Origin of the sequence: Streptomyces sp. NBC_00690 (genome assembly GCF_036226685.1) — a bacterium.
In the GTDB taxonomy this organism is placed as follows: Bacteria; Actinomycetota; Actinomycetes; order Streptomycetales; family Streptomycetaceae; genus Streptomyces.
This window is the reverse complement of the sequence record NZ_CP109009.1, coordinates 8,613,632-8,638,112: the sequence shown is the minus strand read 5'-3', so window position 1 is coordinate 8,638,112 and position 24,481 is coordinate 8,613,632. Positions and strand designations below refer to the sequence as shown.

Sequence of the window (24,481 nt, the reverse complement as noted above, 5' to 3'; positions counted from 1 at the left end):
CCACGTTGTCCGCCTTCCGTCACCCGACCGCAGCCGGAGGTCCCGATCGTCGGTTCGACTCAGAGGAGAGGACCCCGGAGTCGAACCGACCAACGACGAGGCATGCCGTGCGGACACGCGGGTCGCACCGGCGGGTGACCCTCACCGGTGCCCGGTCAAGCAACTGCATACGGGGACGCCGGGAGGTACCGGGGACCGGCCGCCATATGCGGTGAGGGCCTGTCCGACGGCTGTCGGACAGGCCCCTTGACGGTGTGCCCGAGGTCAGCCGGTGAGGTCGGGACGCTCGGTGACCCTGATCGAGTTCACGAGCGCCTTGCCGACGCTGGCGACGAAGCGCAGGTTGAGCTGTCCATCGGTGACCCGCACGGTGAAGGCCCGGTCATGGGCCGTCCGTACGCCCGGCTCGCGGGCGAGATCGAGATCCGGTACGACGACGGCGCCTTCGGCCATGACGTCGAAGACCCGGCCTGCGACCGCCTGGTTGGCCAGTTCGGCGAAGCCGAGTTCCACCCGGTAGGTCCCGGTGGGCAGCGCGTCGAACCGGTACTCGTGCATGCCCTGCCGGGCGGTCTGGTAAAGGGCTCCGTCACCGGACGCGGGCACCCCGGCGACGGGGCGGACCGTCGATTGGCGGGTGGTGGTGCCGAGGTAGCCGTGGCTTCCCGTGGTGTAGACGCGGTCCGGCGTCCAGGCGTCACCGTGCTGATCGGTCAGCGGCTGGAAGGCACCCGCGTCGATCGCCGTCTGGTAGGCGGGGACGACGACGGAGACGGGGATGTCGATCACCGGTAGACGCCCGCTCAGGGAGACGACCCGTACGGTGCCCGTGAGCACGGTGCCCGGGGCCACTCCAGCCGTGTCCACGGTGAGCGACACGGCCTGCTGTCCGCCTGCGGCCAGTTGACCGCTCGCGGGGGTGGCGCTGAGCCAGCTCTTGCCGTCCTTCTCGGCAACGGTGTAGGCGACGCTGGAGCCCGTGTTGGCCAGCTGGAGCGTGTGGCTGCGCTGCTGCCCGGCGGGCACAACCACATTCAGCGCGGTGGTGTCCGCGGCGATCCGACCGGTCGACAGGTCGACGTTCTCGGTGGAGATCTCGCCCGCGTTGCGCGGGGGCTGACGGTTCGCCCGGGTGTAGTTCGGGGCGGTCACTGTGAGTTCCGAGCCGGCGGTCACCGGCACCTGGACGAGATAGCCGCCGTCGGCGCCGGTGGTGTCGCTACCGCTGCCGGTACCGGTGCTCGTGGCGATCGCACCGGTCACCGGCCTGCCGTCGTTGGCATCGGTGACGGTCCCCCTGACCACGGCGGTCTTGGTGGTCCGGAAGTGGATGCTCATCCCGTCGTGGACGGTGGCTTCCTCGTGCGAGTACGTCAGTCCGTCGGTGCCGGTGGCGTTCTCGATGCCGATGGTCGCCCTGGAGGCGTTCTCCTGGCCGGTGCCCGAGACGTCCTTGTAGTGGAAGGACGAACTGCCGTCCTCACCGACGACCGCCGAGAAGGAGAGTCGCTGGTTCGGCCGCCCGAGGACGAGCGGGGCGTTGCGCCACTCGACGACGAGTTGACGGTGGGGCGCGGTGCCGGTGGTGGTCCAGTACACACCCGATTCGGCGTCGTGCCAGAAGTCGTCCCAGAAGGGATACAGGGCGCCATTGGGTCGCAGGGCGTCCGGGAGCGGTACCCCGGCAGACTTGGTGGTCATCTCACCGAAGCCGAGCACCCCGCCCAGGGACACGGTGGCCTTGCGGTAGGTCTGCCCGTAGAACGGCACCGGGAAGGGCAGGTCGAAGGTGGTCATGGAGTAGGTGGCGTGGTTGTTGGCGAAGGTCAGCCTGGTGGTCCCCTGGGGGAACGGTGCGCCGGTGGTCACCGTGCAGGCGGTGCCGAAGTTGTCGGTCCGACGGTCCAGGGCGAAGTCCTTCGCCGTGGCTGCCGTGATGGTGATCCGGGCGGTGGTGGCGGTGGCGCAGCGATGGCCGGGGGCGGCGGTGACGTCGTACGTGCCCAACGGCAGCCGAAGCGCATAGGTGCCGTCGGCGGTGGTGGTGGCGGTGGCCGGGGTGCCCTGGACCTTGACGGTGGCGTTGGCCTCGGGTCCGCCGTGGCCGGTGACCTTGCCGGTGAACTGGCCCAGCGGGGCGTCCGGGAGGACGAAGTCCTTGACGGCGGTGCCGTTCGGGGCGACGGTCAGGTCGACCGTGGCATCGAGGTATTCGTACTTGGACGCGGTGACGCGGTAGCTACCGGGCAGCAGTCGCGGGACGGTGTAGGCGCCGGTCGCATCGGTAGCGGTGTGGGCCTCGGTCGGCCCGGCGAAGCGAAGGGTGGCGTCGGCGAGCGCGCCGGTGCCCGATGTGACCGTGCCGCTGACGCTTCCCATCGTGCCCCGCGAGGTCGCGGTGACGGCCGCGTACGCGTCGAGCCGACCTTCGCCGTAGACGTTGTTCTTGGCGGCCGTGCCGCCGCAACTGGTGTCGTCGACGTCGATGGCGGAGAGGTCGAGGAGGCGTTCCGTCTCGGCGATGTTGCCGCGCAGTTCGGGAGCTGCGGACCACATCAGCGCCACGGTGCCGATGGTGTGCACGGCGGCCAGGGCGGAGCCGCCCCAGGTGCCGTACTCGCCGTTGCGCGCGGCGGATCGGACGTGGTTGCCGGGGGCGGAGATGTTGGGTTTGATCCCGCCGTTCTCACCGGTGCCGCGCGAGGAGCTCGGATCGATGAGGTTGTTGGAGTCGAGTGCGGCGGTGGTGTAGGCATTGCTGAAGGAGCCGGGCACGTCCGCGGTGTTGCAGCGGGGACCGACGCTGGAGTTGGGGTACGAGGTGAAGATGCCAGCGTCCCGCCATGCCTGGACGACCGTTTTGAACCAGGTGCCGATGAAGGCGCCGCTCGCGACCTGGTTGACGACGTGCGGGGCGAGGTCGGGGCGGGGGTTCGCGCCGTTGGAGTCGGTGGGTGCGATCACCCACTGGGCGGCCTGGAGCACCGTGTCCGTGGAGCAGGCCCAGCCCATACAGGCGTTGACGGACACCCATTTCGCTCCGGGGGCCACACCGATCCGGTGATCGGCGCCGTCGTCGCCGACGGCGACGCCCATGGCGACAGAGCCGTTGCCGTCGACGTTGCACGGCACCCCGCCGGTGCACGCGCCCTGGGGGTCGAACCAGTTGTAGTTGTGGTCGTAGGTGCCGTCGGCCTTGAGCCCCCGGTACTTGGACTTGAGGCTGGGGTGGTTGACGTCGACACCGGAGCCGATGCTGGCGATGACGACGCCTTCGCCGCGCAGCCCGAACTCGGACCACACCTTGGGGGCGTTGATGCGGTCCACGTTCCAGTCGACGGGCCGTGCCTCAGTGGAGGTGCGCAACGCGGTGCGCGCGGCGCCCTCCTCCGAGACCTTGGCCGGGATCTTGGCGGCACCCTGACCCGGTCCCTGGGCCGATCCCCCGTTGCCGGGGATGACGGTCTTCGCCTTGCCCTGTGTGGGAAGGGCCTTGGGCAGCGAGAGGGGAACGTCCGCTTCGAGTGCGGCGACCTCGGGACGGGCGGCGATCTTCTCCGCCAGCTTCGCGTCTGCGGTCACCTTGACCATGTTGGCGATCCAGAACGACTCGTACCGGGCGCCGGCACGGTCGAGGAGCGCCTTCAGCGACTTCTGGGTCCGGTTCGCGTGGGCCCGCTTGGCCGTGTAGAGCGCGCGGCCCCGTTCGGTCTTGGTGCGCTGGACGCGAGCGGTTGCGGTGTTCGCCTCCTGGGCGAGGGTGACCCAGAAGGTCGCCTTGTCCTTGGCCGCGAGTTGCGCGCGGACGCTGTCCTCCGCCTTGCTCCGGAGGGGGGAGGGCGCGGCGGCCGAACCCGCCGAGGGGTCCGGTAACGCCTGGGCGGGGGAAGCGCCCAGAGCGAGGGGGAGCGCCACGACTGCGGCGGTCAGGGCGCCGAGCGCCCTGTGCCGCCCCTGTGTGCGTCTGGCCACGTACTCTCCTTGTTGTGAGTGGGGTCCATGCGGGCACCGCAGAGTGCGGTGCCTCGACGGGTGGAGATCTGAAGGGACCTGTGCCTGTGGTTGTTCACCGGCGCGGGTGGTCGAGCGCGCGGGAGCGGCGACCTGTGCCGGGCGAAGCGTGGGGGTCCGGTCGGCCGCCGCGGACCGGACCCCGTCGTACGACGGCGGTCAGCCGGTCAGGTCGGGGCGTTCGGTGACCCTGATCGAGTTCACCAGGGCCTTCCCGACGGTGGGGGTGAACCGCAGATTGAGCTGTCCATCGGTGACCTGGACGGTGAAGGCACGGTCATGGGCCCTCCGTACGCCCGCTTCCAGTGCCAGATCGAGGTTGCTGACGACCTGGGTGCCTTCGGCGGTGACGTCGAAGACCCGGCTGGCGGGCCGCTGGTTGGTCAGTTGAGCGAAGCCCAGTTCGACCCGGTAGGTTCCATTGGGCACACCGTCGAACCGGTACTCCGACATGCCCTGGCGGGCGCTGCGGTACAGGGTCGGATCGCTGCTCGCCGAGACGCCGGTGATGGCCCGGGCGGTGGAGCTGCGGGTACTGGTGCCGAGGTGTCCGTAACTGCCGGCTGCATAGGCCCGGTCAGGGCTCCAGGCATCACCGGAACGGTCGGTCAGCCCGCGGGTGGCACCGATGTCGACGGCGGTCCGATAAGTCGGTACGACGACGGAGACCGGGATGTCGATCACCGGTTGGCGTGCGCTCTGCGAGGTGACGCGCAGGGTTCCCGTGAGGACCGTGCCCGGCGCGACACCGGCCGTGTCCGCCGTCACCGTGAGCGTCTGACGGCCACCGGCGCCGAGTTGACCACTGGCGGGGGTGGCGGTGAGCCAGCTCTTGCCGTCCTTCTCGGCGACGGTATAGGCCGTGGCGGAGCCGGTGTTGGCGAGGTCGAGCGTACGGCTGCGCCGCTCTCCCGTGGGAACGACGGTGGTGAGTGACGGGGTGTCCGCGGTGACGCGGCCGGTCGTGAGCGCGTAGTTCACCAGCACCGCGTCGCCGGGAGCGGGGGTGGTGCTGGTCTTCCGTGCGGTGTACTCCGGGGCGGTGACGGCGATGTCGTGTGCGGCGGGAGCGGCCACGTGGACGAGGTAGTCGCCCCGGGCGTCGGTGGTGTCCCCACCGCTGTCGGTGGAACCGGAGCTGGCGGTGACGGTCGCTCCGACCACGGGCTTGCGGTCGTTGGCGTCGGTGACGGTACCGGTGATCACCGAGCTCTTGGTCGGGCGGAAGTGGATGCCCAGCCCGTCACGGATGGTGCCCTCGTTGAACGAGTAGATCAGGGCGTCGGTCCCGGTGGCGTTCTTGATGCCAACCGATGCCCTGGAGCCGTTCTCCCGGCCGGTGCCGTTGCTGTCCTTGTAGTGGAAGGAGGAGGTGCCGTCCTCACCGACGACCGCAGCGAAGGAGAGCCGCTGCGCGGGGCCGCCGAAGGAGTCGTAGAGCAGGGCGTTGCGCCATTCGACGACGAGTCGACGGTGGGGCGCGGTACCGGTGGCGGTCCAGTAGACACCGGCTTCGGCGTCGTAGCGGAGGTTCTCCCAGAACGGGTGGAGCGAACCGTTGGGTCCGTTGCCGCCGACCAGCGGGGCCGCACGGGTGGCGGGGTTCGTGGTCGTGAAGCCGAGCGCTCCGGACTGGAAGACCGTGGCCTTCCGATGGGTCCGTCCGTAGAAGGGCACCGGGAAGGGCAGGTCGACCGTGGTCGAGCCGGATTCGATGCCGGGGTAGGACAGTTTGGTGGTGCCCTGCGGGAACGGGGCACCGGTGGTGGCGGTGCAGGCGGTGCCGAAGGCATCCGTTCGGTCGGGAAGGGTGATGGCCCGCGTGGTGTTCGCGGTGACCGTCACTCGGGCGGATGTCACCCCGGCGCACCGGTGGTTGGGCGTGGCGGTGATGTCGTACGTCCCCAGCGGCAGCCGTAGCGCATAGGTGCCGTCGGCGGCCGTGGTGGCGCTGACCGGGGTGCCTTGGACCTTGACGGTCGCCTTCTCCTCCCCTCCGGCGTGGCTGCTGATCTTTCCGGTGAGGTCTCCGAAGGTGGCTTCGGTGAGTGTGAAGTCCTCGGCCGCGCCGCCGTTCTCGGTGATGGTCACGGTGGCGACGGCGTTCTCGTAGCCGTATTTGCCGGCGGTGACGGTGTAGGTGCCGACCATCAACTTGGGTGAGGTGTAGTTGCCGGCCGCATCGCTGACCGTGGTGGTGTTGGACGGTCCGGCGAAGCGCAGGGTGGCCCCGGCCAGCGGACTGCTACCGGAGCTGACCTGGCCGGAGACGGTGCCTACGGGTCCGCGGGGCGATGCCAACACGGCCGCGTAGGCGTCGAGACGGCCTTCGCCCGCGACATTGTTGTGGGCCGGTGTGCCACCGCAGGACGTGTCGTCGACATCGATGGCGGTGGCGCTCAGCAGCTTCTCGGTCTCGGCGACATTGCCGCGCAGAGCCGGTGCGGCCGACCACATCAGGGCGACGGTGGCGACGGTGTGCGGGGACGCCATGGCGGTACTGGACAGGGAGAGGTAGCGGCCACCGGGCCAGGCGGAGACGATGTCGACGCCGGGGGCGACCAGGTTGGGCTTGGTCTCGCCGTTGTCCCCACTGCCGCGCGAGGAGGAAGTCGCGACGGTGTTGGTGCTGTCGAAGGCACCGGAGGAGAACGAGGTGCTGTGGTCGCCGGGCGATCCCGAGGTGTTGCATCCCGGGCCCTCGTCGCCACTGGCGATGGCGGGGAAGATGCCGGCTGCCCGCCATGCCTGGGCGACGGTCTTGAACCAGGGGTCGTGCCCCCTGCTGCCCCAGGCGATGCTCACGACGTGCGGGGCGAGTTCCGGTCGGGGGTTGCCACCGGTCGAGTCGGTGGGTGCGACCATCCACTCGGCGGCGCGCAGCAGATGCGATCGGGCGCAGGTTTCACCGCATCCCTTGGCAGCGATCCACTTCGCTCCGGGGGCCACGCCGGTGTGGTTGGCAGTGGTGTCGTCGCCGACCATGGTGCCCACGGCGTGGGTGCCGTAGCCCGAGGTGTCGCACGGGGTGCGCGGGGTGCAGCCCATGGTCGGGTCGAACCAGTTGTAGTCGTGGTCGAAGGTGCCGTCGGCGCGGTATCCGCGGTACTTCGACTGGAGTGCCGGGTGGGTGTGGGAGACGCCCGAGTCCATGCTGGCGACGACGATGCCCTCACCGCGCACTCCGAGTTCGGACCACACCTTGGGGGCGTTGATCCGGTCGATGTTCCATCCGACGCTCTGTGCCTTGGTTCGAGCGGTCACGGTCGCTGGTCGGGGCATGCGGATCGGTTCGTCCGCTTCCAACGCGGCGACGTCGGTGCGGGCGGCGATCTTCTCGGCCAGCTTCGCGTCCGCGGTCACCTTGATCGTGTTGGTGATCCAGAACGACTCGTACCGGGCGCCGGAGCGGTCCAACAACGCCTTCAGCGACTTCTGGGACTTCTTCGCATGGGCCTGTTTCACCTGGTGGAGCGTGCGCGTCTTGGCCGTGCGATGGCGCTGCGCGCTGGCGGCCGTGGTGTCCGCCTCGTCGGAGAGAGCGATCCAGAAGGTCGTCTTGTCCTTGGCTGCGAGTTGCGCCCGGACAACGTTCTCCGCCTTGGCCCGAAGGGCGGCGGGAGCGGCGGCGGAACCCGCGGAGGGGTCCGGTAACGCCTGGGCAGGGGCAGCGCCTAACACGAGGGGAAGCGCCACGACCACGGCCGTCAGGGCGCCGAGCGCCCTGCGCCGTCCCTGGGTGCGTCTGGCCACGAACTCTCCTTGCTGTGAGCGTGTTCGTACGGGGCCATCGCATGGTGAAGGAAGCGCCATGTGCATGTAAAGAAAGTCTCAGGAGTAATTTAAGACTTCTTTTGCCCCATGCGTCACACAGAAAGGAGAGGGGGAAGAGTGACGCCCTGAGCGCGGGGGTGACCAAAAGAGCAGCGCCTCCCGGCGGTCGAAAAGGCGCGGTCGACCGCATTCGGCATCGACGAATGAGGAGGTCAGCTACGACGACCGGACGGGCCGTACCCCGGCCGGAGCCGTACCGAGCCCGCCGCACAAGGGGGGCGCCGTCTCCCTGAACCGTCGACGTGAACGCACTCGTGCACGCACCCCGCTCCGGGCCACACCACCGGACCGCGCTTCGTCCGCTGATGTCCCGGCGCTCAGCTGGCTTGATCCCGAAGGGTGGTCCGCCAGCGCAGGAGCGTTACCAGGCCGTAGGCGAGCAGGCCGACGGCCACCAGGACCGCCAATGCCCTGAGCCCATCGGGCAACGGCGCCGTGGCGAGCATCAGGTTGTACGCGCTGTGCGCGACGACGAAGGGCCACACCGAGCCGATACGTCGGTACAACCACCAGCCCGCCCATCCAGAGCCCAGCTACTGGTCCTGGTGGCGCTGCGCCTTCCCTTCCACCTCTACTACGACCCGTCGGCCGTGGTCCTGGTGGCCATGAACCCCGTATGGAGCGCAGAGGAGTGACCGTGCGAGACATCGGGGTCCAGCAGTCGGGCGACACCCAGATAGCCGGTCCAACAGAACGCGATGAGATACGCGCGCCGGCGAGGTCGCGCAAACGGATCTCCATACACCGTCACGATCATGGACCTGTGGTGCGACGGGCCTGATCATCGTCGCGCAAGGAATGTCAAGGAATGTCACGGGATGCGCGGTGCGGAACACACCCCGGAGAGAACGCCCACCGGTGGCCCGGCCCGCCCATGTCATTGACACGGCGAGCACCGGCGCGCCACTGCCTCCCGCATCATGTCTCGCCGGTCGAAGGATGTACGGGGCGCCTGCCACCGACGCACAACCACCGCCACGCGTACGGGCAGTGGCGCGAGCATGGCCGCCCCGGTTCCCACTGGACGGCCCGTCATGGACCATCCGGAAAGGGGCTGTTCACCGCGGTCTATGCTGGTCGGATGTGTGATGTGAGCAGCAGCACCCACGGCGTGAGCGAGCCGTTCCCCACCCTGCGGACAGCTATGGCGGTGCGCGCGTGAGCCCGTGGAAATCCCTGCGCCGTACCCTGTTGCTGGTGGTGATCGCCTGGGCCTTCGCCGGGACCAACACCCTGATCGCCTATGCGTCATTGGGGACGACTGACGCCATACCCATCTTCACCGGTGTCCTTTTCGGCATTGCGTTCGTCGTGGCCCTGCGCATAGTCCACGAGGCATGGTGGCTCGCGGCGCTCTCCCTGGCGCCCGCGCTGATGGTGCTGGTGGGCTCGGGCGACTACGCCCCGTACAGCGCCTTGGAAGTGCGCGGCGTCCATGAGCAGGTGACGATCACCGCGGACAGTGCGGCCGGCACGACGAGCAATCGCCATGAGTTCACCCTCGTCGGCGAGGACGGGGAGTTGAAGGAGAAGCTGTTGTACCGGGGCCAGTCCCCCGACTATGCGGTCGGTGACCGCATCGAGGTGGTCTATGACCCCGAGGGCGCGGCCCCCTTGAAGGACGCGTCCAAGGTGGATTCCGCGGGGCGACTCACCATGCTGGTGTGGGGCACGTCCGGTTGGACCGCCATGGCGCTGCTGGCCGGGTGGCGCGGCCATGTGAATCGGCGGAACAACCGCGAACCCCTGTTGGAGCGCATCGGTCTGATGTGATCGCGAGGCACCACGGGCGAACGCACCGACGGGCCTGCCGTGCCCCCGGACGCTGCTCGCCCGTCCCGTGCGACGCCCTCGGCCGCATCCCCCGGAGCAGCCGTGCGCCACGCCCTTCACCCCCGGGGGCACGTCGTTCGCCGTTGCTCGCGTCCGTCAGGTTCCTGCGGCGCCCTCCCGGCCGAACCAGTCGAGGCACAACACCAGGGCGTCGTCCGTGGTGTCCGTCTCGCGGTACTCCGCCAACTCACGCAACACGGCTCGCGGAACGTTGGCAGCCGGCAGCAGACTCGTGGCGTGGATGGCGAGGGCCAATGCCCGCTCCCCGTAGAACTCGCCGGTCGGCGAGGCTGCGTCGAAGACACCGTCGCTCACGATGAGCAATCGGTCGCCGGGCAGGACCCGTAGATCCTGAGTGACGTACTGCGTCTCCTCGAACATGCCGAGCGGGAGTTGGGGCTCAAGATCGATCCGCTCGACCGTCCTACCGCGGCGGCGCCAGAGTTGCGGGGAGCCGGCGTCCACGATCTCGACTCGGCCGGTCGCCAACTCGAAGCGCAGCAAGAGTGTGGAGACGTAGGACGCCCCTCGGTACTGCTCGTAGAGTGCCTGGTCGGCCAGCGCTGCCTGGTCGGCGATGGGGATGCCGGCACGTCGTGCGTTGCGGAGCGCGTTGACCGCGAGATTGGTCAGGAGCGACGCCTGGATGCCGTCACCCATCCCGTTGGTGAGCGCCAGGGTGAGTTCGTCCCGATCGGCCGCCCAGTCGTAGTTGTCGCCGTGGATGGCGTAGGCCGGTTCGAGCTGCGCTCCGATCGCGTACTCCTGCGCGCTGCACGCGCGGGCGGGCAGCAGTTGCCACTGCATCTCGGCGGCTAGTGTGAGCCGGCTGGTGCGTCGCGCGCGTCGGTAGAGATCGGTGTCACGTTCGGCGACGAGGATCTCATGGCCGAGGAGGTCGGCCACCTGGGTCAGCTCGTCGACGGTCTGTCGGGTGGAGCGGTCGCCTGGCAGCCGTACCGTCAGGATGCCGAGGCGTTCGCCACGGACGGTCACCGGTAGATGGTGGTCGACGGCGTCCCCGTGACGGATCTGGTGTTCGCGCGGTTCTTGGCTGCCGAAGGCCCGACCTTCGGGACTGTTGTGGATCGACAGCGGCTGCGGCGGGTCGGCGACCTGGTCGAGAGCTTCCAGCGGATTGAGCACCGTCAGCCCGTAATCCGCTAGAAACAGCCGCACGGAGGTGGCTCCGTGGGATGCGGCGAGCTGGGCGCGAACCGTCTCCACCAGGGCGTACGGCGCTGCGGTGCGCACCGCTCTCTCGATCTCTGAGCGTTCGGTCACGGTCTCTCGGGAGTCCTTCGTTCTTGGTTGGGAGCGATCCTGGGCTGACAGATTCGGCTGTCGGGTGACACAGTGGGCGGGTGTCCCGTTTCACCGGTCCGTCCCGTCCACGCGAGCAGCTGTCCGAGGCAGTCTGCGCCGCCTCCGAGCTGCTTGAGGTCCTGTGGGGACGCGGCCAGGACGCCGCGCCCTCGGGAACGGTCTCGCCCTCTCAGCTGCGTGCCCTGTTGGTCATCGAAAAGCATGAGGGGACGAACCTGCGTGCGCTCGGCGAGGCGATCGGATCGCGTCCGCCCTCGGTGAGCCGGCTCTGTGACCGCATGGAGGCGATGGGCCTCGTCGAACGATGTCCCAGCCCGACGAGTCGGCGCGAGGTCGAGCTGCGCTTGAGCCCGCGCGGGCGGGCGCTGTTGGCGGAGCACCGTGCGATTCGGATGGACGAGGTCGCAGCGGTCCTCGCCGTCATGGAACCGGTGTCCCTGAAAGCACTCGCGGAGGGGCTCGCCGCCTTCCATGAGGCAGCTGCCGCCGAGCTTCGGGGGAGTGACGGGCGTCCGCTTCTGGAACATGACCCTCATCCCATCGCGGACAGCGCGTAGCCGCACGCGCGTTGGTGTCCGTGCGCGCTCGGTGCACCGCGGTCGGTCATCAGGTGACTCATGACAGCAGATTGTTGCCTCACGGATAATGTTGTCAAATGGCAACTGTTACTTTTAGCGTGGACCTCGCCAACTCCAGGAGTCACGTGAGGCGCCACCCAAAGTGCCATAAGGCGCCCCATACCACCTGAAAGGTGTACGTGACCCAGAGCGCTGATCAGAGACCGCCCGTCGTTGCTCGACGGGACCGCGGAGCCTTGATCCTCATCTTGAGCGGAGAGTTCGATCTGGACACCATCGCTCCGGTCACCGCCGCCTTCGACCAGGCCATGACGGGCCCGGAAGCGGTGGTGGTCGATCTGGCGGAGGTCTCCTTCGCCGACTCCACCATGGTGAACCTCCTCCTCCAGGCGCACCGGGCCCTCGGCACCAGATTCCGGCTGGCCGCGCCTTCACCTCCGGTGCGACGCCTGATCGACCTCCTCGGCCTGGATGGCGTACTGCATCTCCACGCCTCGGTCGACGATGCCCTTGCCGCAGGCCCATCGACTCCGTCGGGCAGTGGCTGACGGCTCAAGAGCAGCGGCCCCCGGCGCCACGACTGGGGAAGGCCGGCAGTTGGACGAGCTCCGACAGCCAGGCGTACGGATCGACGCACTCGTCGTGGGTGAGCACCACAATCCCGGTGTCGGCCTCCGGCAGTCGCACGAGCAACGACCGGTATCCCCGGTTGTCACCGTGGTGGAAACGGGCCGGCCGCCCGGCCAACTCTCCGAGGAACACTCCGTAGCCGTAGCCGGTGGCGGTGAGCGGATCCTCGCGCATCTCCACTCCGCAGTGCTGGGTGACCATGGCCTGCAAGGAGCCATTGGCCAGCAGCTCCCCGCGTTCCACGGCGCGCGCCCAGCGGGCGAGATCACGGGCGGTCGACCACAGGTCTCCGCTGCCGGGCATCCAGGAGACGTCCTCACTACCGCGGACCGCTGGACCCCGGTGGCCACGGGCGGCCACCGCGGGCGGCGCAGTCCCGAAGGTCGTGGCCGCCAGGTCGAGCGGCGAGAGGATCCGCGTACGCAGGAAGTCGCCGTAGTCGGACCCACTGGCCCGCTCGATCATCAGGGCGACCAGGACGTACCCCGGGCTGCTGTAGTGCCAGGTTCGGCGCCCGGGCCGGGGCAGCAGGCCCATGATGTCGGCCACGACCTCTTTGCGTGTCGGTGGCTCCTCGCGGTCGAGGGCGGGGAGCGCGTGCCAGTGCGGCAGACCCGAGGTGTGGGTCAGGAGTCGGTGCAGGGTGATGTCCGCCCACTGCTCCGGAGCGTCGGCCAACCAGGTGGACACCCGGTCGGTCAGTGCGAGAACGCCGTCCTCGACGAGGAGCAGGGCGGCAGCGGCGGCGAACTGTTTGCTGAGCGAGGCGATCTGGAAGCGGGTGTCGGGGCCGCAGACCGCTCCTGTCTCCTCGTCCGCCACGCCTTCGTACGTCTCGTACACGGCATGGCTGCCGTGGGTCATCAGTGCCGCACCGATCGGTCGCATGCCCGGCAGCCAACCACGGAGGAGTCGGCGAGGTTGCCACTTGTCCATGGACAGCGCCCCGGTGTTGCCCGGAGCGATCCGGCAACCTCCCTCGCTCCTCCTGCGCGCCCGGCTCAGGACAGCCCGGGTCGTCCCCCCTCAGCCCTCCCCTCGGGCGAGCGGCCGTTCGGCCCTGTCGACCCGGCGGTGCCGCATCGACAGCCGGGACGTCATGCGGGCAGTTCCCCGATCAGCGGGCTCCAGTCGATGCCGTCGCTCGGTTCGGGCTCTTCGGGGTAGTGCGGGCTGATGATCCGCGGCAGGTCCCTCAGTGCCTGATCACGGGCCTCGTCGCTGATGCCGAGGATGCGGCAGGCCATGTCGATGAGCAGGTCGAACATGCCCTCGTCGTCGAGCGTGTCACCCGCCATCAGCACGTGCACCGCCGCGCCGTCGGCGAGGGACATCAGGATGACGCTGACCCGGTCCACGGGCACCGAGGGTGTGAAGTCACCGGTGGCCAGTCCCGCGTCAACAGCCGAACGGAAGGGAAATTCCCACCGTTGGTAGACATTCTGCGCATAGGCCCGCAGGGTGTCGTCGCGGTTGGCTGCTGACCAGAACTCGATCCAGAAGGACCAGCGCTTGGGGAAGGGGGCCCAGCCGGCGACCTGGAACCGCAGCAGGGCGAACAGCCTCCGCACCGGGTCGGGCTCCCGCTCGGACACCGAGCGCCAGGTGGCCAACGTCAGCTCCAGCATCGCGCTGATCGTCTCGCTGATCAGTTCCTCCCGTCGACGGAAGTAGTGCTGGACCATGCCGAGGGAGACGCCCGCCTCCTGGGCGATGTCCTTCAGCCTGGCCCCGTCCACACCGTTGCGGCAGATCACTTCGCTTGCCGCGCCGATGAGTTGGAGTCTGCGCAGCGCGGTGAGGTCGACCTCGGTCGCTGCGTCACCGGCGCGTACGGAGCTTCCTCGGCCCTCGACGTGCGCGCTCTGTGGAGCCATCTGTGTGCCCTCCTGGATCTCACTTGTTGGGTGGAGGGTATTGCCAACCTGAACTCCATCGCAATAATAAGCGCTTATTGCCACTTCGATGGAGGACCGGACGTGCACTTCCCATCGCGACGCCTAGGCGCGGCGACTGTCGCCATCGCCCTCACCATGATCACCGCGGGCTGTTCCAGTGGCTCCGGCTCCGACAGCGGGGGCAAGCAACTCACCTTCACCTCCTACGGCAGCGGCTACCAGGAGGCCCAGGCCAAGGCATGGCTCACCCCGTGGGCCAAGGAAGCCAAGGTCAAAGCGGTCCAGGACCAGCCGACCGACTACGCCAAGATAAAGACGATGGTCGAGTCGAAGCGCGTCACCTGGGACGTCGTGGACACCGAGCCGTTCTTCCCGGTCGGGGCCTGCGACAAGTACGCCGAGAAGCTCGACTTCAAGAAGATCGACAAGTCGAAGTTCCCCGAGGGCACCGTCTCCGACTGCGCCGTACCGGATGCGATGTACTCGCTCGTCCTGGTCTACAACCCCAAGAAGTACCCGAACGCCAAGCCGGCCTCGATCTCAGACTTCTTCGACACCAAGAAGTTCCCCGGCAAGCGCCTCGCGCCCGGCTTCGCCACCGGAGGTGCCATCGAAGCCGCACTGCTCGGTGACGGCGTGGCCTCGAACGCGCTCTACCCGCTGGACTACGACCGGGCCTTCAAGAAGCTCGACACCCTCGGCAAGAACCTCAGCTTCTGGGAGACCTCGGCGCAGAGCCAGCAGGCCCTGGAGTCCCAGCAGGCCGACATGGCGCTGGTCTGGTCGGGCCGCGCCTACATGGCCGCCAAGAACGGCACCGAGTACGTACCGATCTGGCAGGACAACATGCTGGCCTACGCGGTGCTCATGGTGCCCAAGGGCGCACCGAACAAGGACCTGGCGATGGACTTCATCGCCTACGCCACCAACGCGAAGTCCCAGGCCGCGTTCGCCGAGGACCAGCCGTATGCGGCCGTCAACTCGGACGCCAAGCCGCAACTGGAGCCGCTCGCCGAGGAGTGGAACACCGCTCGGGACGACATCCAGGAGAAGGGCTTCTACCAGGACGTCGCCTGGTGGGCCAAGAACCAGGACGAGGCCACCAAGCGGTGGACCGGCTGGGCGACGGGCTGAGCCATGACCGACCTCCTGAGCGGTACCGCGGCCCGGGCACCGGGCCCGGACGCGCACCGCGCCAAGCGCCCCGCCAAGAGCCCGCTGCAACGGGTGCTCGGCGGACAGGGCAGACAGTGGCTACTGCTGGCACCGGCCGTGCTGATGCTGCTGGTCTTCTTCGCCTATCCGCTGGCGGACATCGTGTGGCGGGCGTTCACCGACCCGGAGCCGGGCGTGGGCAACTTCTCCGACCTGCTAGCCGATCCGACCACCGGTCGGGTGATGGGGCGTACGCTCCTCACCTCCCTGGTGGTGGCGGTGACCACACTGCTGCTCGCCTACCCCTACGCCTATCTGATGACGGTGACGGGGCCGCGGATGCGTGCAGTGTTGATGGCGCTGGTGCTGCTGCCGTTCTGGACCAGTCTGATGGCGCGCAACTTCGCGTGGATCGTGCTGCTCCAGGACGGTGGCCCGCTCGGGATGCTCGGATCGCTCTTCGGACGGGACGGTGGACTGCTGGGAACCGCACCGGGCGTGGCGATCGGCATGGTGCAGGTGCTGCTGCCGTACATGGTGCTGCCGCTGTACAGCGTGATGAGCGGAATCGACCGGCGCCTGATGAGTGCCGCGTCCGGCCTCGGCGCGGGACGCTTCACCTGCTTCCGACGCATCTACCTGCCGCTGTCCATGCCCGGTGTGATCTCCGGTACGACGCTGGTGTTCGTCCTGGCCCTCGGCTTCTACGTCACCCCCAAGCTCCTCGGCTCGCCAAAGGAGTCCATGGTGGCGCAGGTGATCGGCACCAAGGTCGAGAAGCTGCTCGACTTCGGGGGCGCAGGAGCGTTCTCGGTGATCCTGCTCGCCCTGACCGCGCTGCTGCTGGTGCTGGTCTCCCGGGTCAGCCGTGCCGGGGCCGCGCTCGGCCTGTCCGCGAAGGAGGACTGACCGATGGAGAACCACCAGTTCCGCGGTGGGATAGGGCTGCGGCTGTGGGCCGCGATGGTGGGAGCCGTTCTGGTCGCCCCCACGCTCATCGTCATTCCGTTGTCCTTCACCGGAAAGCGCAGCTTCACCTTTCCGCCCGAGGAGTGGTCGCTCCAGTGGTACCGGAACTTCTTCTCCAATCCCCTGTGGCGTGACTCCCTGCTGACCTCGCTCCAGATCGCCCTGGCGGTCGCCGTGTTGGCCACGGTGCTGGGGACCTTGGCGGCGATGGCCCTGGACCGTGGTCGCATCCCCGGCAAGGGTCTGATCCAGGGGCTTCTGATGGCACCGATGGTGGTACCGCAGATCGTCGCCGCCATCGCCGTGTACGCGGCCTTCTTGAACTGGGGCCTCTCGGGCACGCTCGTGGGCTTCGTGGTGGCGCACACCGCGCTGGCCGTGCCGTTCGTGGTGGTCGCCGTCTCCACCAGTCTGCGCGGCTACGACCGGGGGCTCGATCGGGCCGCCGCGATGCTGGGTGCCGGACCCTTCACCACCTTTAGAAGGGTCACCGCACCGCTCATCGCACCCGGTGTGCTCTCGGGGGCGGTCTTCGCCTTCGTCACCTCGCTCGACGAGGTCGTCATCGCCTTCTACCTCCAGAGCCCCACCCTGCACACGCTCCCGGTGACGATGTTCAGCAGCGTCACCGTGGAGACCGACCCGACGATCGCCGCCGCGTCGAGCATCGTGCTCGTCGCCACGACCGCGCTGATCCTGCTACCGCAACTGCTGCGGCGCAGCAAGCGCGAGGGGAAGAGCTGACATGGCCGACACCGCCGGCACGACCGCCACTTCGTTCGACGCCCCCGCCGGGTCCGGCGCGGTCGCCTCGTCCCGTACCGGCGCCGCGGTCCGGTTGCACGGGCTCACCAAGCGGTACGCGGGGCGTGCCGCCGTGGACGAGGTCTCGCTGGACATCGAGGTGGGCGAGTTCATGACCTTCCTCGGCCCGTCCGGTTCGGGCAAGACCACCACGCTCAACATGATCGCCGGCTTCACCAGGGCGACCGAGGGGTCCATCACGGTCGACGACACGAATGTCGCAGATCTGCCGCCGCACCGGCGTGACCTCGGGATGGTCTTCCAGCACTACGCGCTGTTCCCACACATGAGCGTGGCGAAGAACGTCGCGTTCCCCCTGGAGCAGCGCAAGGTGTCGAAGCCGGAGATCGCGCGCCGGGTCACCGAGGCCCTGCGCATGGTGCAGTTGGATTCGATGGCGGACCGGCTGCCGAGCGGGCTGTCCGGCGGGCAGCAGCAGCGGGTCGCCCTCGCCCGGGCCGTCGTCTTCAATCCACGCGTCCTGCTGATGGACGAGCCGCTCGGTGCCCTGGACAAGAAGCTGCGCGAGCAGCTCCAGACGGAGATCTCCCGGATGCACCGCGAGTTGGGCATCACCTTTGTCTTCGTCACCCATGACCAGGAGGAAGCGCTCGCCCTCTCGGATCGGATCGCCGTGTTCAACGACGGTCGGATCGAGCAGGTCGGCACCCCCGAGGAGTTGTACGAGCGGCCGGCGACGCTGTTCGTGGCCCAGTTCCTCGGTGAGTCCAATGTCTTCCCCGGTCGCTGCACCACACCGGGGGTGCTCACCGGCGAGGGATATGAACTCACGGTGCCGAAGGCCGGTGCGTCGGGCAGCTCCGCCGAGGGCGTCGCGCTCGTCGTACGGCCCGAGCGGATGCGGCTGCTGGCCGCCGGCGAATCCGTACCCCCCGGACACAACGCCCTGACCGGCACGGTCACGGAGGTCGTCTACTTCGGGGCCCACCGACGCATCTCCGTCGAGCTGGAATGCAACGTGCGCGCACAACTGCGCGAACCGGCAGGACAGGAAGGAGCCGCGGCGCCCGGAGCGGCGGCGCGGATCGTCTGGCCCGTGGACCACGCGGCCCTCGTACCGGTCACCTCGCCGGTACGACCCACCCAGTAGAACCCACACGTACGAGGAATTCGATATGACCATCTCCCCCACCGCCACCGACGTGCCCGGCCGGGTGCCGCCCAGTGTCGTCGCACTCTCCGAGGTCCCCGTGACACCGGCGGCCGAGGCCGTCACGAAGGTGCGGATCGCCCGCCTCATCACCAAGCAGCGCAACGGCTCCAATCTGATGCTCGGCGCGGCCTGGATGGATCCGGGCGAGCGCACCAACGTCTGGTCGTCGCGCGGTGACAACGATGTTTCCGACGGCGACCACTGGTACGGGCCGGTCGAGGAGACGTACTTCATCATCCGCGGGCAGCTCCGTCTGACCTGGGACGAGGGCCACTTCGACCTCGGTCCCGACGACTGTGTCTACCTCGCACCCGGCTGGACCTACCACTTGGAGAACACCGGCAGCGAGCCGGCCTTCTTCACCTACTCGATGACCCCTTCCCAGGAGTAGTCCCGTGAGTGACACCGTTCATGTGTTCTGGGACGCCCGCGTCCTCGACCACGACACAGGCGCGGGGTTCTGGGAAGCCGCCCCCTCCGCGCTGCTCGCCGAATCCGAGTTGCATCCCGAGAGCGCACCCCGCATCCGCAACATGAAGTCTGTCCTGGAACGCGGACCGATCGCGGACCGGGTCGTCTGGCACCCCGGCCGGCTCGCCACCGAGGCGGAGCTCACCAGCGTCCACGACCAGGCATACGTGGACCGGGTGCGCGAGTTCTGCGCCGCCGAGTCGGGCACCCGGTCCTGGCTGACGTCCACCACCACCGTCACCGGTGGTTCCTGGGAACCGCTGCTCGCCGCGGCCGGAACCGCGCTCGCCGCCACCGACGCCGTACTCGACGGCACCTGTGATGTGGCGTACGCACTGATCCGGCCGCCGGGCCACCACGCCCAACCGTCCCAGGCCGACGGGTACTGCGTCTTCGGACATGCCGCGTTGGCAGCCCAGCGGGCGCGTGAACGCGGCGTCGAACGCGTCGCCGTCGTCGACTGGGACGTCCACCACGGCAACGGCACCCAGGAGTGCTTCTACGGTCGGTCCGACGTCCTCGCGTTCTCCCTCCACATGGCGCACGGCGCCTGGGGGGCGTCCCATCCGCAGACCGGCTCGCCCGATGAGCTCGGCCGGGACGCGGGCGTCGGGTACAACGTCAACGTCGAACTGCCCGTCGGTGCCGGGGACCGGGCGTACGCCGACGCCATGGAGCGGGTCGTCCTGCCGGTCCTCCGGCAGTTCCAGCCGGATCTGATCGTTGCGGCCTCGGGCCAGGACGCCGCCACCTTCGACGCCAACGGCCAACACAACGTCACCATGGCCGGGTTCCACCGCATCGGTACCCTGCTCGGCGAGATCAGCCGGGAGTTGACGAACGGGCGCCTCGTCCTCACCCAGGAGGGCGGATACGCGCGCAGCTACGCAGCGTACTGCCTGCACGCCACCCTGGAAGGACTCCTCGGCCAGGAAGCCACGCTCGCCGATCCGATCGCCTACGTACCCGACGACATCGCCCGCGGAGACGCCGCGATCGCCCGGGTCCGCGCGGCACTCGCCCCGCACTGGGCGCTGTAGCAGAAGCCCCCTCCCCCACCGCACAACAGAGAGGTCCACCATGGAACTCCCCTTCAGCCTGCCCACGTACGACGACCGCCTGCGTCGGGTGCGTTCCCGGATGACCGAACAGGGGCTCGACGGCCTCCTCGTCAGCATGCCGGACGTCGTCCACTGGCTGACCGGCGTCAGCTCCGTGGGATATCTGTGGCCCCAGGTCCTCGTCATCGACTCCAGTGACTCCGAGCCGGAGTACATCACGCGCACCACCGAGGAGCCGGGGGTGCACATGCTGTCCTGGCTGCGCTCCCCCCGGGTGTACGACATCGCCACCGAGGACTCGATCGAGGTGATGGCGGACAGCGTGCGCAAGCGCGGTCTCGACCAGGGCACGCTCGGCATCGAGTTGGGCGCCTTCACCCTCCTGCCAGGCAACTGGGACCGGCTGCGTGCCCTGCTGCCGAACGTCCGCTGGGTGGATGCGACCAATCTCGTACCGGAGGAGCGGCTCATCAAGTCGCCCGCCGAGATCGCCTACCAGCTACAGGCCGCCGAGATGGCCGACTACGCGATGGAGCAGGTCTTCGCCGCGATTCGCCCCGGTGTCTCCGAGACCGAACTCGCCGGCATCGCCAGCATGGCGCTCGGCGAGGCGGGCAGCGAGTACGCGGCCATCCCGCCGATGGTCGTCTCCGGTGAGCGTAGTGCGATGGTCCACGGCATGGCGTCACGGCGGACCCTGTCCCGCGGCGACGTGGTGTGCATCGAATTCGCGGGAGTGGTGCACCGATATCACGCGGTGCTGATGCGCACGGCGGTGGTCGGTCAGCCGACGCAGAGGGTGCGGGAGGTCGCGGAGTGTGTGGGACGGGCGACGGAGGCGGCGATCACCGCTTCGGCCCCGGGCGCGCCCGCTCCCGCGCCGGACGACGCCTGCAACGCGGTCCTCGGCGAACTGGACCTGGTCCGCCGCCGCTGTCACCGCATCGGCTACAGCCTCGGCGTGGCCTACCCGCCCGGCTGGTTGGAGCCGATGACCCTCGTCGAGGGCGACGACCACATCCTGGCCCCGGGCATGTCCTTCACCATCGAACCCAATCTGCATCTGCCCGACGAGGGCTTCGGCATCAAGATGGGTGACACGGTGCTGTGCACCGAATCAGGCGCGCGGAGCATGTCGAGGCTTCCGCACTCCCTGTACATCGCCGACTAACCACCGGCCCACGTCCGGGGCGGGGTGTCGGAGCCCCCGATGCCCGATCCCCCGCCCCACACATCCCTGCTTCAGCCCCACCACCGTCCTTGAATGGAGGCATTCCCGTGAGCGTCCCGTACGCGAGCGCACTCGCCGAGGCCACACCCCGAAGCCACTGGCTGGACAGCGAGGAGGCGCCCGGCGCCTCCCCGGCGCTCGCCGAGGACACCACCTGCGATCTCGCGGTGGTGGGCGGTGGTTTCAGCGGGTTGTGGACCGCGCTGCTCGCCAAGGAGCGAGACCCGTCGTCGGACGTCGTCCTGGTCGAAGCGCGCACAGCGGGCTGGGCCGCGTCGGGGCGCAACGGAGGCTTCGTCTCCTCCAGCCTCACCCACGGCATCGGCAATGGTGCTGAACGCTGGCCGCAGGAGTTGGCGGAGTTGGAGCGGATGGGGTTGGACAACCTCGATGAGATCGAGGACACCCTGCGGCGGTACGGCATCGACTGCGGCTTTCGCCGCGACGGCAAGCTGTGGGCGGCGACCGAACCGCACCAGGTCCATGAGATCCGGGCGATGTGCGATCTCGCAGCTGCGCACGGTCGCCGGATCGACTTCCTGTCCCAGGACGAGATCAGGGCCGAGGTGGACTCCCCCACCTTCCTCGCGGGCGCCTTCGACGGTGAGGGCTACGCACTGACCGACCCGGCCAAGCTGGTGTGGGGGCTGCGCGAGGTCTGTCTGCGCCTCGGGGTGCGGATCTACGAGAACACACCGGTCCAGTCGATGCGCGAGGGTTCGTTCAGCGTTCTCCTCGACACGCCGTACGGGCGGATCGGAGCCCGCAGCGTGGCGCTGGCCACCAATGTCTTCCCCTCCTTGCTGCGCAGGTTGCGCCTCTACACGGTGCCCGTCTACGACTACGTCCTGACCACGGAACCGCTCACCGACGGGCAGTTGGCCTCCGTGGGGTGGAAGGGCCGGCAGGGGATGTCGGACATGGGCAACCAGTTCCACTACTACCGGCTCACCGACGACCAACGGATCCTGTGGGGCGGCTACGACGCGATCTACCACTACGGCAACGGGCTCCGCGACGAACTCGACCAACGGCCGGAGACGTTCGCCAAACTGGCGGAACACTTCTTCACCACCTTCCCTCAGTTGGCGGGCGTGAAGTTCAGCCATGCCTGGGGCGGTGCGATCGATACCTGTACGCGGTTCACCGCGTTCTACGGGAAGGCCATGAGCGGCCGGGTGGCCTACGCGCTCGGCTACACGGGCCTCGGGGTGGCGGCCAGTCGGTTCGGGGCACAGGTGATGCTGGATCTGCTCTCCGGCGAGGAGACCGCACGGACCCGTCTGGAGATGGTGCGCAGCAAGCCGCTGCCGTTCCCCCCGGAGCCCGTGCGCTACGTGGGGGTCGAACTCACCCGACGGTCCCTGGACCGCTCGGACCGCAACGGCGGCCGACGAGACCTGTGGCTGCGGACGCTGGACCGGTTCGGGTTGGGATTCGACTCCTGAGGCGCCTTGCCGGGTTCGCGCACCCGGCACCGGAGCCGGTCGAGATCCGTGCGGCCATGGGCGTGTGACACGTGGTCGGGCCACTGCCTCTCGCTGGCGACCGCTTGAGGGTCGGGCGAAGGGCAGTGGCCCGACTGCTGGTGTGGACGGTGTCCGCGGGTGGTTCACCCTCGCGCCGGACGAGCTGCGCGATCAGGGTCGCCGCAGGCCACCGGGATGGTGGTCAGGCAGATCCGGCGGGGCTCCCGGGAGACCGGAGTCGGTCAGGCGCGAAGCCGTCAGCGAGTGGGTGCGCCTCAGCCGGGCGCGAGGCGGGGTTCCCAGCCTTCCGCGCCTTGCCTCTTTGTCCGCTGTTGTCCCGAGCTTCCCCGGCTTTGCCCGTCGTCGGTGGGTGCCACGACGCAGGCCCGCGACCGGGCGCAGGGGTCAGCGCCTTCGGGTGAGCACCGCCTTGGCGCGGTCGAACGCCGAATCGCGGTCAGCGGCCAACTCCTCGGCGGTGAAGACCGGTGTGCGCAGGTCCGGAGCGATTCCCGGACCCTCGTAGGAAACTCCCCCGGGAGTCGTGTACTTCTCGTTGGACAGACCGAGTTGCCAGCCGTTGGGCAGTGTGCGTCCGTGTACGTCGGACAGGATGCCCTGGGTGTTCTCGCCGATCAGAGTGGTGGCCGAGGGGCGTTCGGCCAGTGCCATGGTGAAGGTCTCACCGGCACTCACCGTCGACCCGCCGATCAGGAGCGCGACGGGTCCGGTGTAGCGGGGCGAGCCCGCTGCCGGCACGACACGGAGCTTTTGCCGCGGGGTGAACCGGGTGTCGTCCTGGGGATCGTTGCGCGCCTGCTTGGCGTAGGCGGTGTAGGCACGGTCGGTCAGTCGGGCCGCGATCTGCTGCCCGAGTCCGTCCGAGCCGCCGGCGTTGACCCGCACGTCGACGATCAGGCCGCGCCACGCGGTCCGTCCGGTGGTACGCGCCTGCGTGATGATCTGGTCCAGTGCGCGGTCGAGTTCGGCGCTGTCGTTGTCGTAGCCGCCGTCGGGCGAGTAGGCGACGAACCGGTTGATCCGCAGATACCCGATGCCACCGGGGAGGTCCGCATAGCCGATGGCGCCCTGTGCGTAGTCCTGGAGGGGCGTTCCACCGAGGTCACGGCGTTCGATGAAGGCACGGATCTGGTCGTCGTACTCCTGGGTGGGGCCGACAGTTCCGTCCCTGATCGTCCGGGACATACGGGTGAGTTCGGGGGTCTCCGCGGCGAGGGACACATGGGCGTCCTGCAACGGCGCGGTCATGGCGCTGAGGATGTCGAAGAGTTCACTGGGTGTGGTCCCGGCGTGGACCTTGGGCCGGTACTGGGCGCGGACCGCGTCCCAGTCCACACCGCGGCGGTCGAAGAAGGCGTAGTTCTCCTTGAACGTCTGCCAGAACACATCGAACGTCGCCACCGGGCCGGATTCCTGCGGCTGGCCGCAGAGCGCGGGCAGGGCGGTGATCCGACGGAGTCCACGGATGCCCACGGAACCGTCGATGCTGAGGGTGGCGTGCCGGGCGGCCTTGGGCCGTACCGTCAGGATCAAACCGTCGGTCCCGTATCGAACCGAGCCGTCGGCGCCTGGAGTGCCTTGTTGCTGTGCGGTGAGGGAGCTCTGGCAGCTGATCGCCGTGGTCTCCCAGGCACGCAGCACTCCGTCGCGGACTCCGACGACCATGCCGTAGCCGTCCATGCGCCAGAATCCGTTCGGCGTCAGTGCGGCGCCCCGGTTCGAGGGGGCATCGGTCGGGGCCGAGCGCTGACCGACGGCGGGGGCGGCAACCGCCGCGCCGAGCGAGCCGACGAGAGCGAGCACGGTGCCCGCGGCCATGAGTACGCCACGCCTGGCGGGGTGGCCCGAGGTCCGTCTGCTGCGGTGCCTTCGGGGTCTGTCGGAGTCCTCGGTCACACCTGAGGACATCTCTGAGGTCACGATGTTTCCTTCCATCGTTGGGATGTCTCCATCGTCCGGTGGTGCCTTCCCGGACCGCGTCGGCCATAGGGACCCGTATGCCCCTCAGGTATCAAC

General features: G+C 68.8%; 18 protein-coding genes. 11 read left to right on the top strand and 7 right to left on the bottom strand.

The annotated features are described in order from the left end of the window. Positions 1–264: 264 nt before the first annotated feature. From OID54_RS36650 to OID54_RS36640, 3 genes are all read right to left on the bottom strand, one after another. Positions 265–3,972, bottom strand: a complete 3,708-nt coding sequence (locus OID54_RS36650) for a carboxypeptidase regulatory-like domain-containing protein (RefSeq protein WP_329026863.1) — start codon at positions 3,970–3,972, stop codon at positions 265–267. Between the two features lie 198 nt (positions 3,973–4,170). Further along, on the bottom strand, positions 4,171–7,764 hold the full coding sequence (locus OID54_RS36645) for a S8 family serine peptidase (RefSeq protein WP_329026861.1): 3,594 nt from the start codon (positions 7,762–7,764) through the stop codon (positions 4,171–4,173). 398 nt (positions 7,765–8,162) lie between these two features. Further along, entirely contained in the window at positions 8,163–8,351 is a 189-nt protein-coding gene (locus OID54_RS36640; RefSeq protein ID WP_329026859.1) for a hypothetical protein, read from the bottom strand. A gap of 652 nt (positions 8,352–9,003) precedes the next feature. On the opposite strand from OID54_RS36640, the gene OID54_RS36635 reads away from it, so the two are divergent. Then, the gene (locus tag OID54_RS36635; protein WP_329026858.1) at positions 9,004–9,618 is read left to right on the top strand and encodes a hypothetical protein; all 615 of its coding nucleotides are present in this window, start codon (positions 9,004–9,006) and stop codon (positions 9,616–9,618) included. A 156-nt stretch (positions 9,619–9,774) separates the two neighbouring features. Here the strand turns inward: OID54_RS36635 and OID54_RS36630 are convergent, their stop codons facing one another. Continuing rightward, entirely contained in the window at positions 9,775–10,962 is a 1,188-nt protein-coding gene (locus tag OID54_RS36630; RefSeq protein WP_329026856.1) for a PP2C family protein-serine/threonine phosphatase, read from the bottom strand. 80 nt (positions 10,963–11,042) lie between these two features. Between OID54_RS36630 and OID54_RS36625 the strand changes: the two genes are divergently transcribed. Both OID54_RS36625 and OID54_RS36620 read left to right on the top strand, forming a co-directional pair. Next, positions 11,043–11,561: a MarR family winged helix-turn-helix transcriptional regulator gene (locus OID54_RS36625; protein ID WP_329026854.1), complete on the top strand. Its 519-nt coding sequence runs from the start codon at positions 11,043–11,045 to the stop codon at positions 11,559–11,561. 194 nt (positions 11,562–11,755) lie between these two features. Further along, entirely contained in the window at positions 11,756–12,130 is a 375-nt protein-coding gene (locus tag OID54_RS36620; protein ID WP_329026853.1) for an STAS domain-containing protein, read from the top strand. 4 nt (positions 12,131–12,134) lie between these two features. Here the strand turns inward: OID54_RS36620 and OID54_RS36615 are convergent, their stop codons facing one another. Together OID54_RS36615 and OID54_RS36610 are read right to left on the bottom strand one after the other, a co-directional pair. Next, positions 12,135–13,100 (bottom strand): serine hydrolase domain-containing protein, encoded by a 966-nt coding sequence (locus tag OID54_RS36615; RefSeq protein WP_329026851.1) that lies wholly within the window; start codon positions 13,098–13,100, stop codon positions 12,135–12,137. A gap of 209 nt (positions 13,101–13,309) precedes the next feature. Beyond that, the gene (locus OID54_RS36610) at positions 13,310–14,089 is read right to left on the bottom strand and encodes a TetR/AcrR family transcriptional regulator (RefSeq protein WP_329026849.1); all 780 of its coding nucleotides are present in this window, start codon (positions 14,087–14,089) and stop codon (positions 13,310–13,312) included. A gap of 102 nt (positions 14,090–14,191) precedes the next feature. Between OID54_RS36610 and OID54_RS36605 the strand changes: the two genes are divergently transcribed. The 8 genes from OID54_RS36605 to OID54_RS36570 all read left to right on the top strand — a co-directional run bounded on the left by OID54_RS36605 (position 14,192) and on the right by OID54_RS36570 (position 22,423). Continuing rightward, the gene (locus OID54_RS36605; RefSeq protein WP_329026847.1) at positions 14,192–15,244 is read left to right on the top strand and encodes an ABC transporter substrate-binding protein; all 1,053 of its coding nucleotides are present in this window, start codon (positions 14,192–14,194) and stop codon (positions 15,242–15,244) included. A gap of 3 nt (positions 15,245–15,247) precedes the next feature. Then, positions 15,248–16,174, top strand: a complete 927-nt coding sequence (locus OID54_RS36600; RefSeq protein ID WP_329026846.1) for an ABC transporter permease — start codon at positions 15,248–15,250, stop codon at positions 16,172–16,174. 3 nt (positions 16,175–16,177) lie between these two features. After that, on the top strand, positions 16,178–16,978 hold the full coding sequence (locus tag OID54_RS36595) for an ABC transporter permease (RefSeq protein ID WP_329026844.1): 801 nt from the start codon (positions 16,178–16,180) through the stop codon (positions 16,976–16,978). Between the two features lies 1 nt (position 16,979). Further along, on the top strand, positions 16,980–18,149 hold the full coding sequence (locus OID54_RS36590; RefSeq protein ID WP_329026842.1) for an ABC transporter ATP-binding protein: 1,170 nt from the start codon (positions 16,980–16,982) through the stop codon (positions 18,147–18,149). A gap of 25 nt (positions 18,150–18,174) precedes the next feature. Next, the gene (locus OID54_RS36585) at positions 18,175–18,603 is read left to right on the top strand and encodes a cupin domain-containing protein (protein ID WP_329026840.1); all 429 of its coding nucleotides are present in this window, start codon (positions 18,175–18,177) and stop codon (positions 18,601–18,603) included. A gap of 4 nt (positions 18,604–18,607) precedes the next feature. Beyond that, entirely contained in the window at positions 18,608–19,723 is a 1,116-nt protein-coding gene (locus tag OID54_RS36580; protein ID WP_329026839.1) for a hypothetical protein, read from the top strand. 40 nt (positions 19,724–19,763) lie between these two features. After that, positions 19,764–20,915: a M24 family metallopeptidase gene (locus tag OID54_RS36575; RefSeq protein ID WP_329026838.1), complete on the top strand. Its 1,152-nt coding sequence runs from the start codon at positions 19,764–19,766 to the stop codon at positions 20,913–20,915. A 107-nt stretch (positions 20,916–21,022) separates the two neighbouring features. After that, on the top strand, positions 21,023–22,423 hold the full coding sequence (locus OID54_RS36570) for an NAD(P)/FAD-dependent oxidoreductase (protein WP_329026836.1): 1,401 nt from the start codon (positions 21,023–21,025) through the stop codon (positions 22,421–22,423). A gap of 426 nt (positions 22,424–22,849) precedes the next feature. On the opposite strand, the gene OID54_RS36565 is transcribed toward OID54_RS36570, so the two are convergent. Then, a complete protein-coding gene (locus OID54_RS36565) occupies positions 22,850–24,283 on the bottom strand; it encodes a S41 family peptidase (protein WP_443055824.1) in 1,434 nt (477 codons plus the stop codon). Positions 24,284–24,481 lie beyond the last annotated feature (198 nt).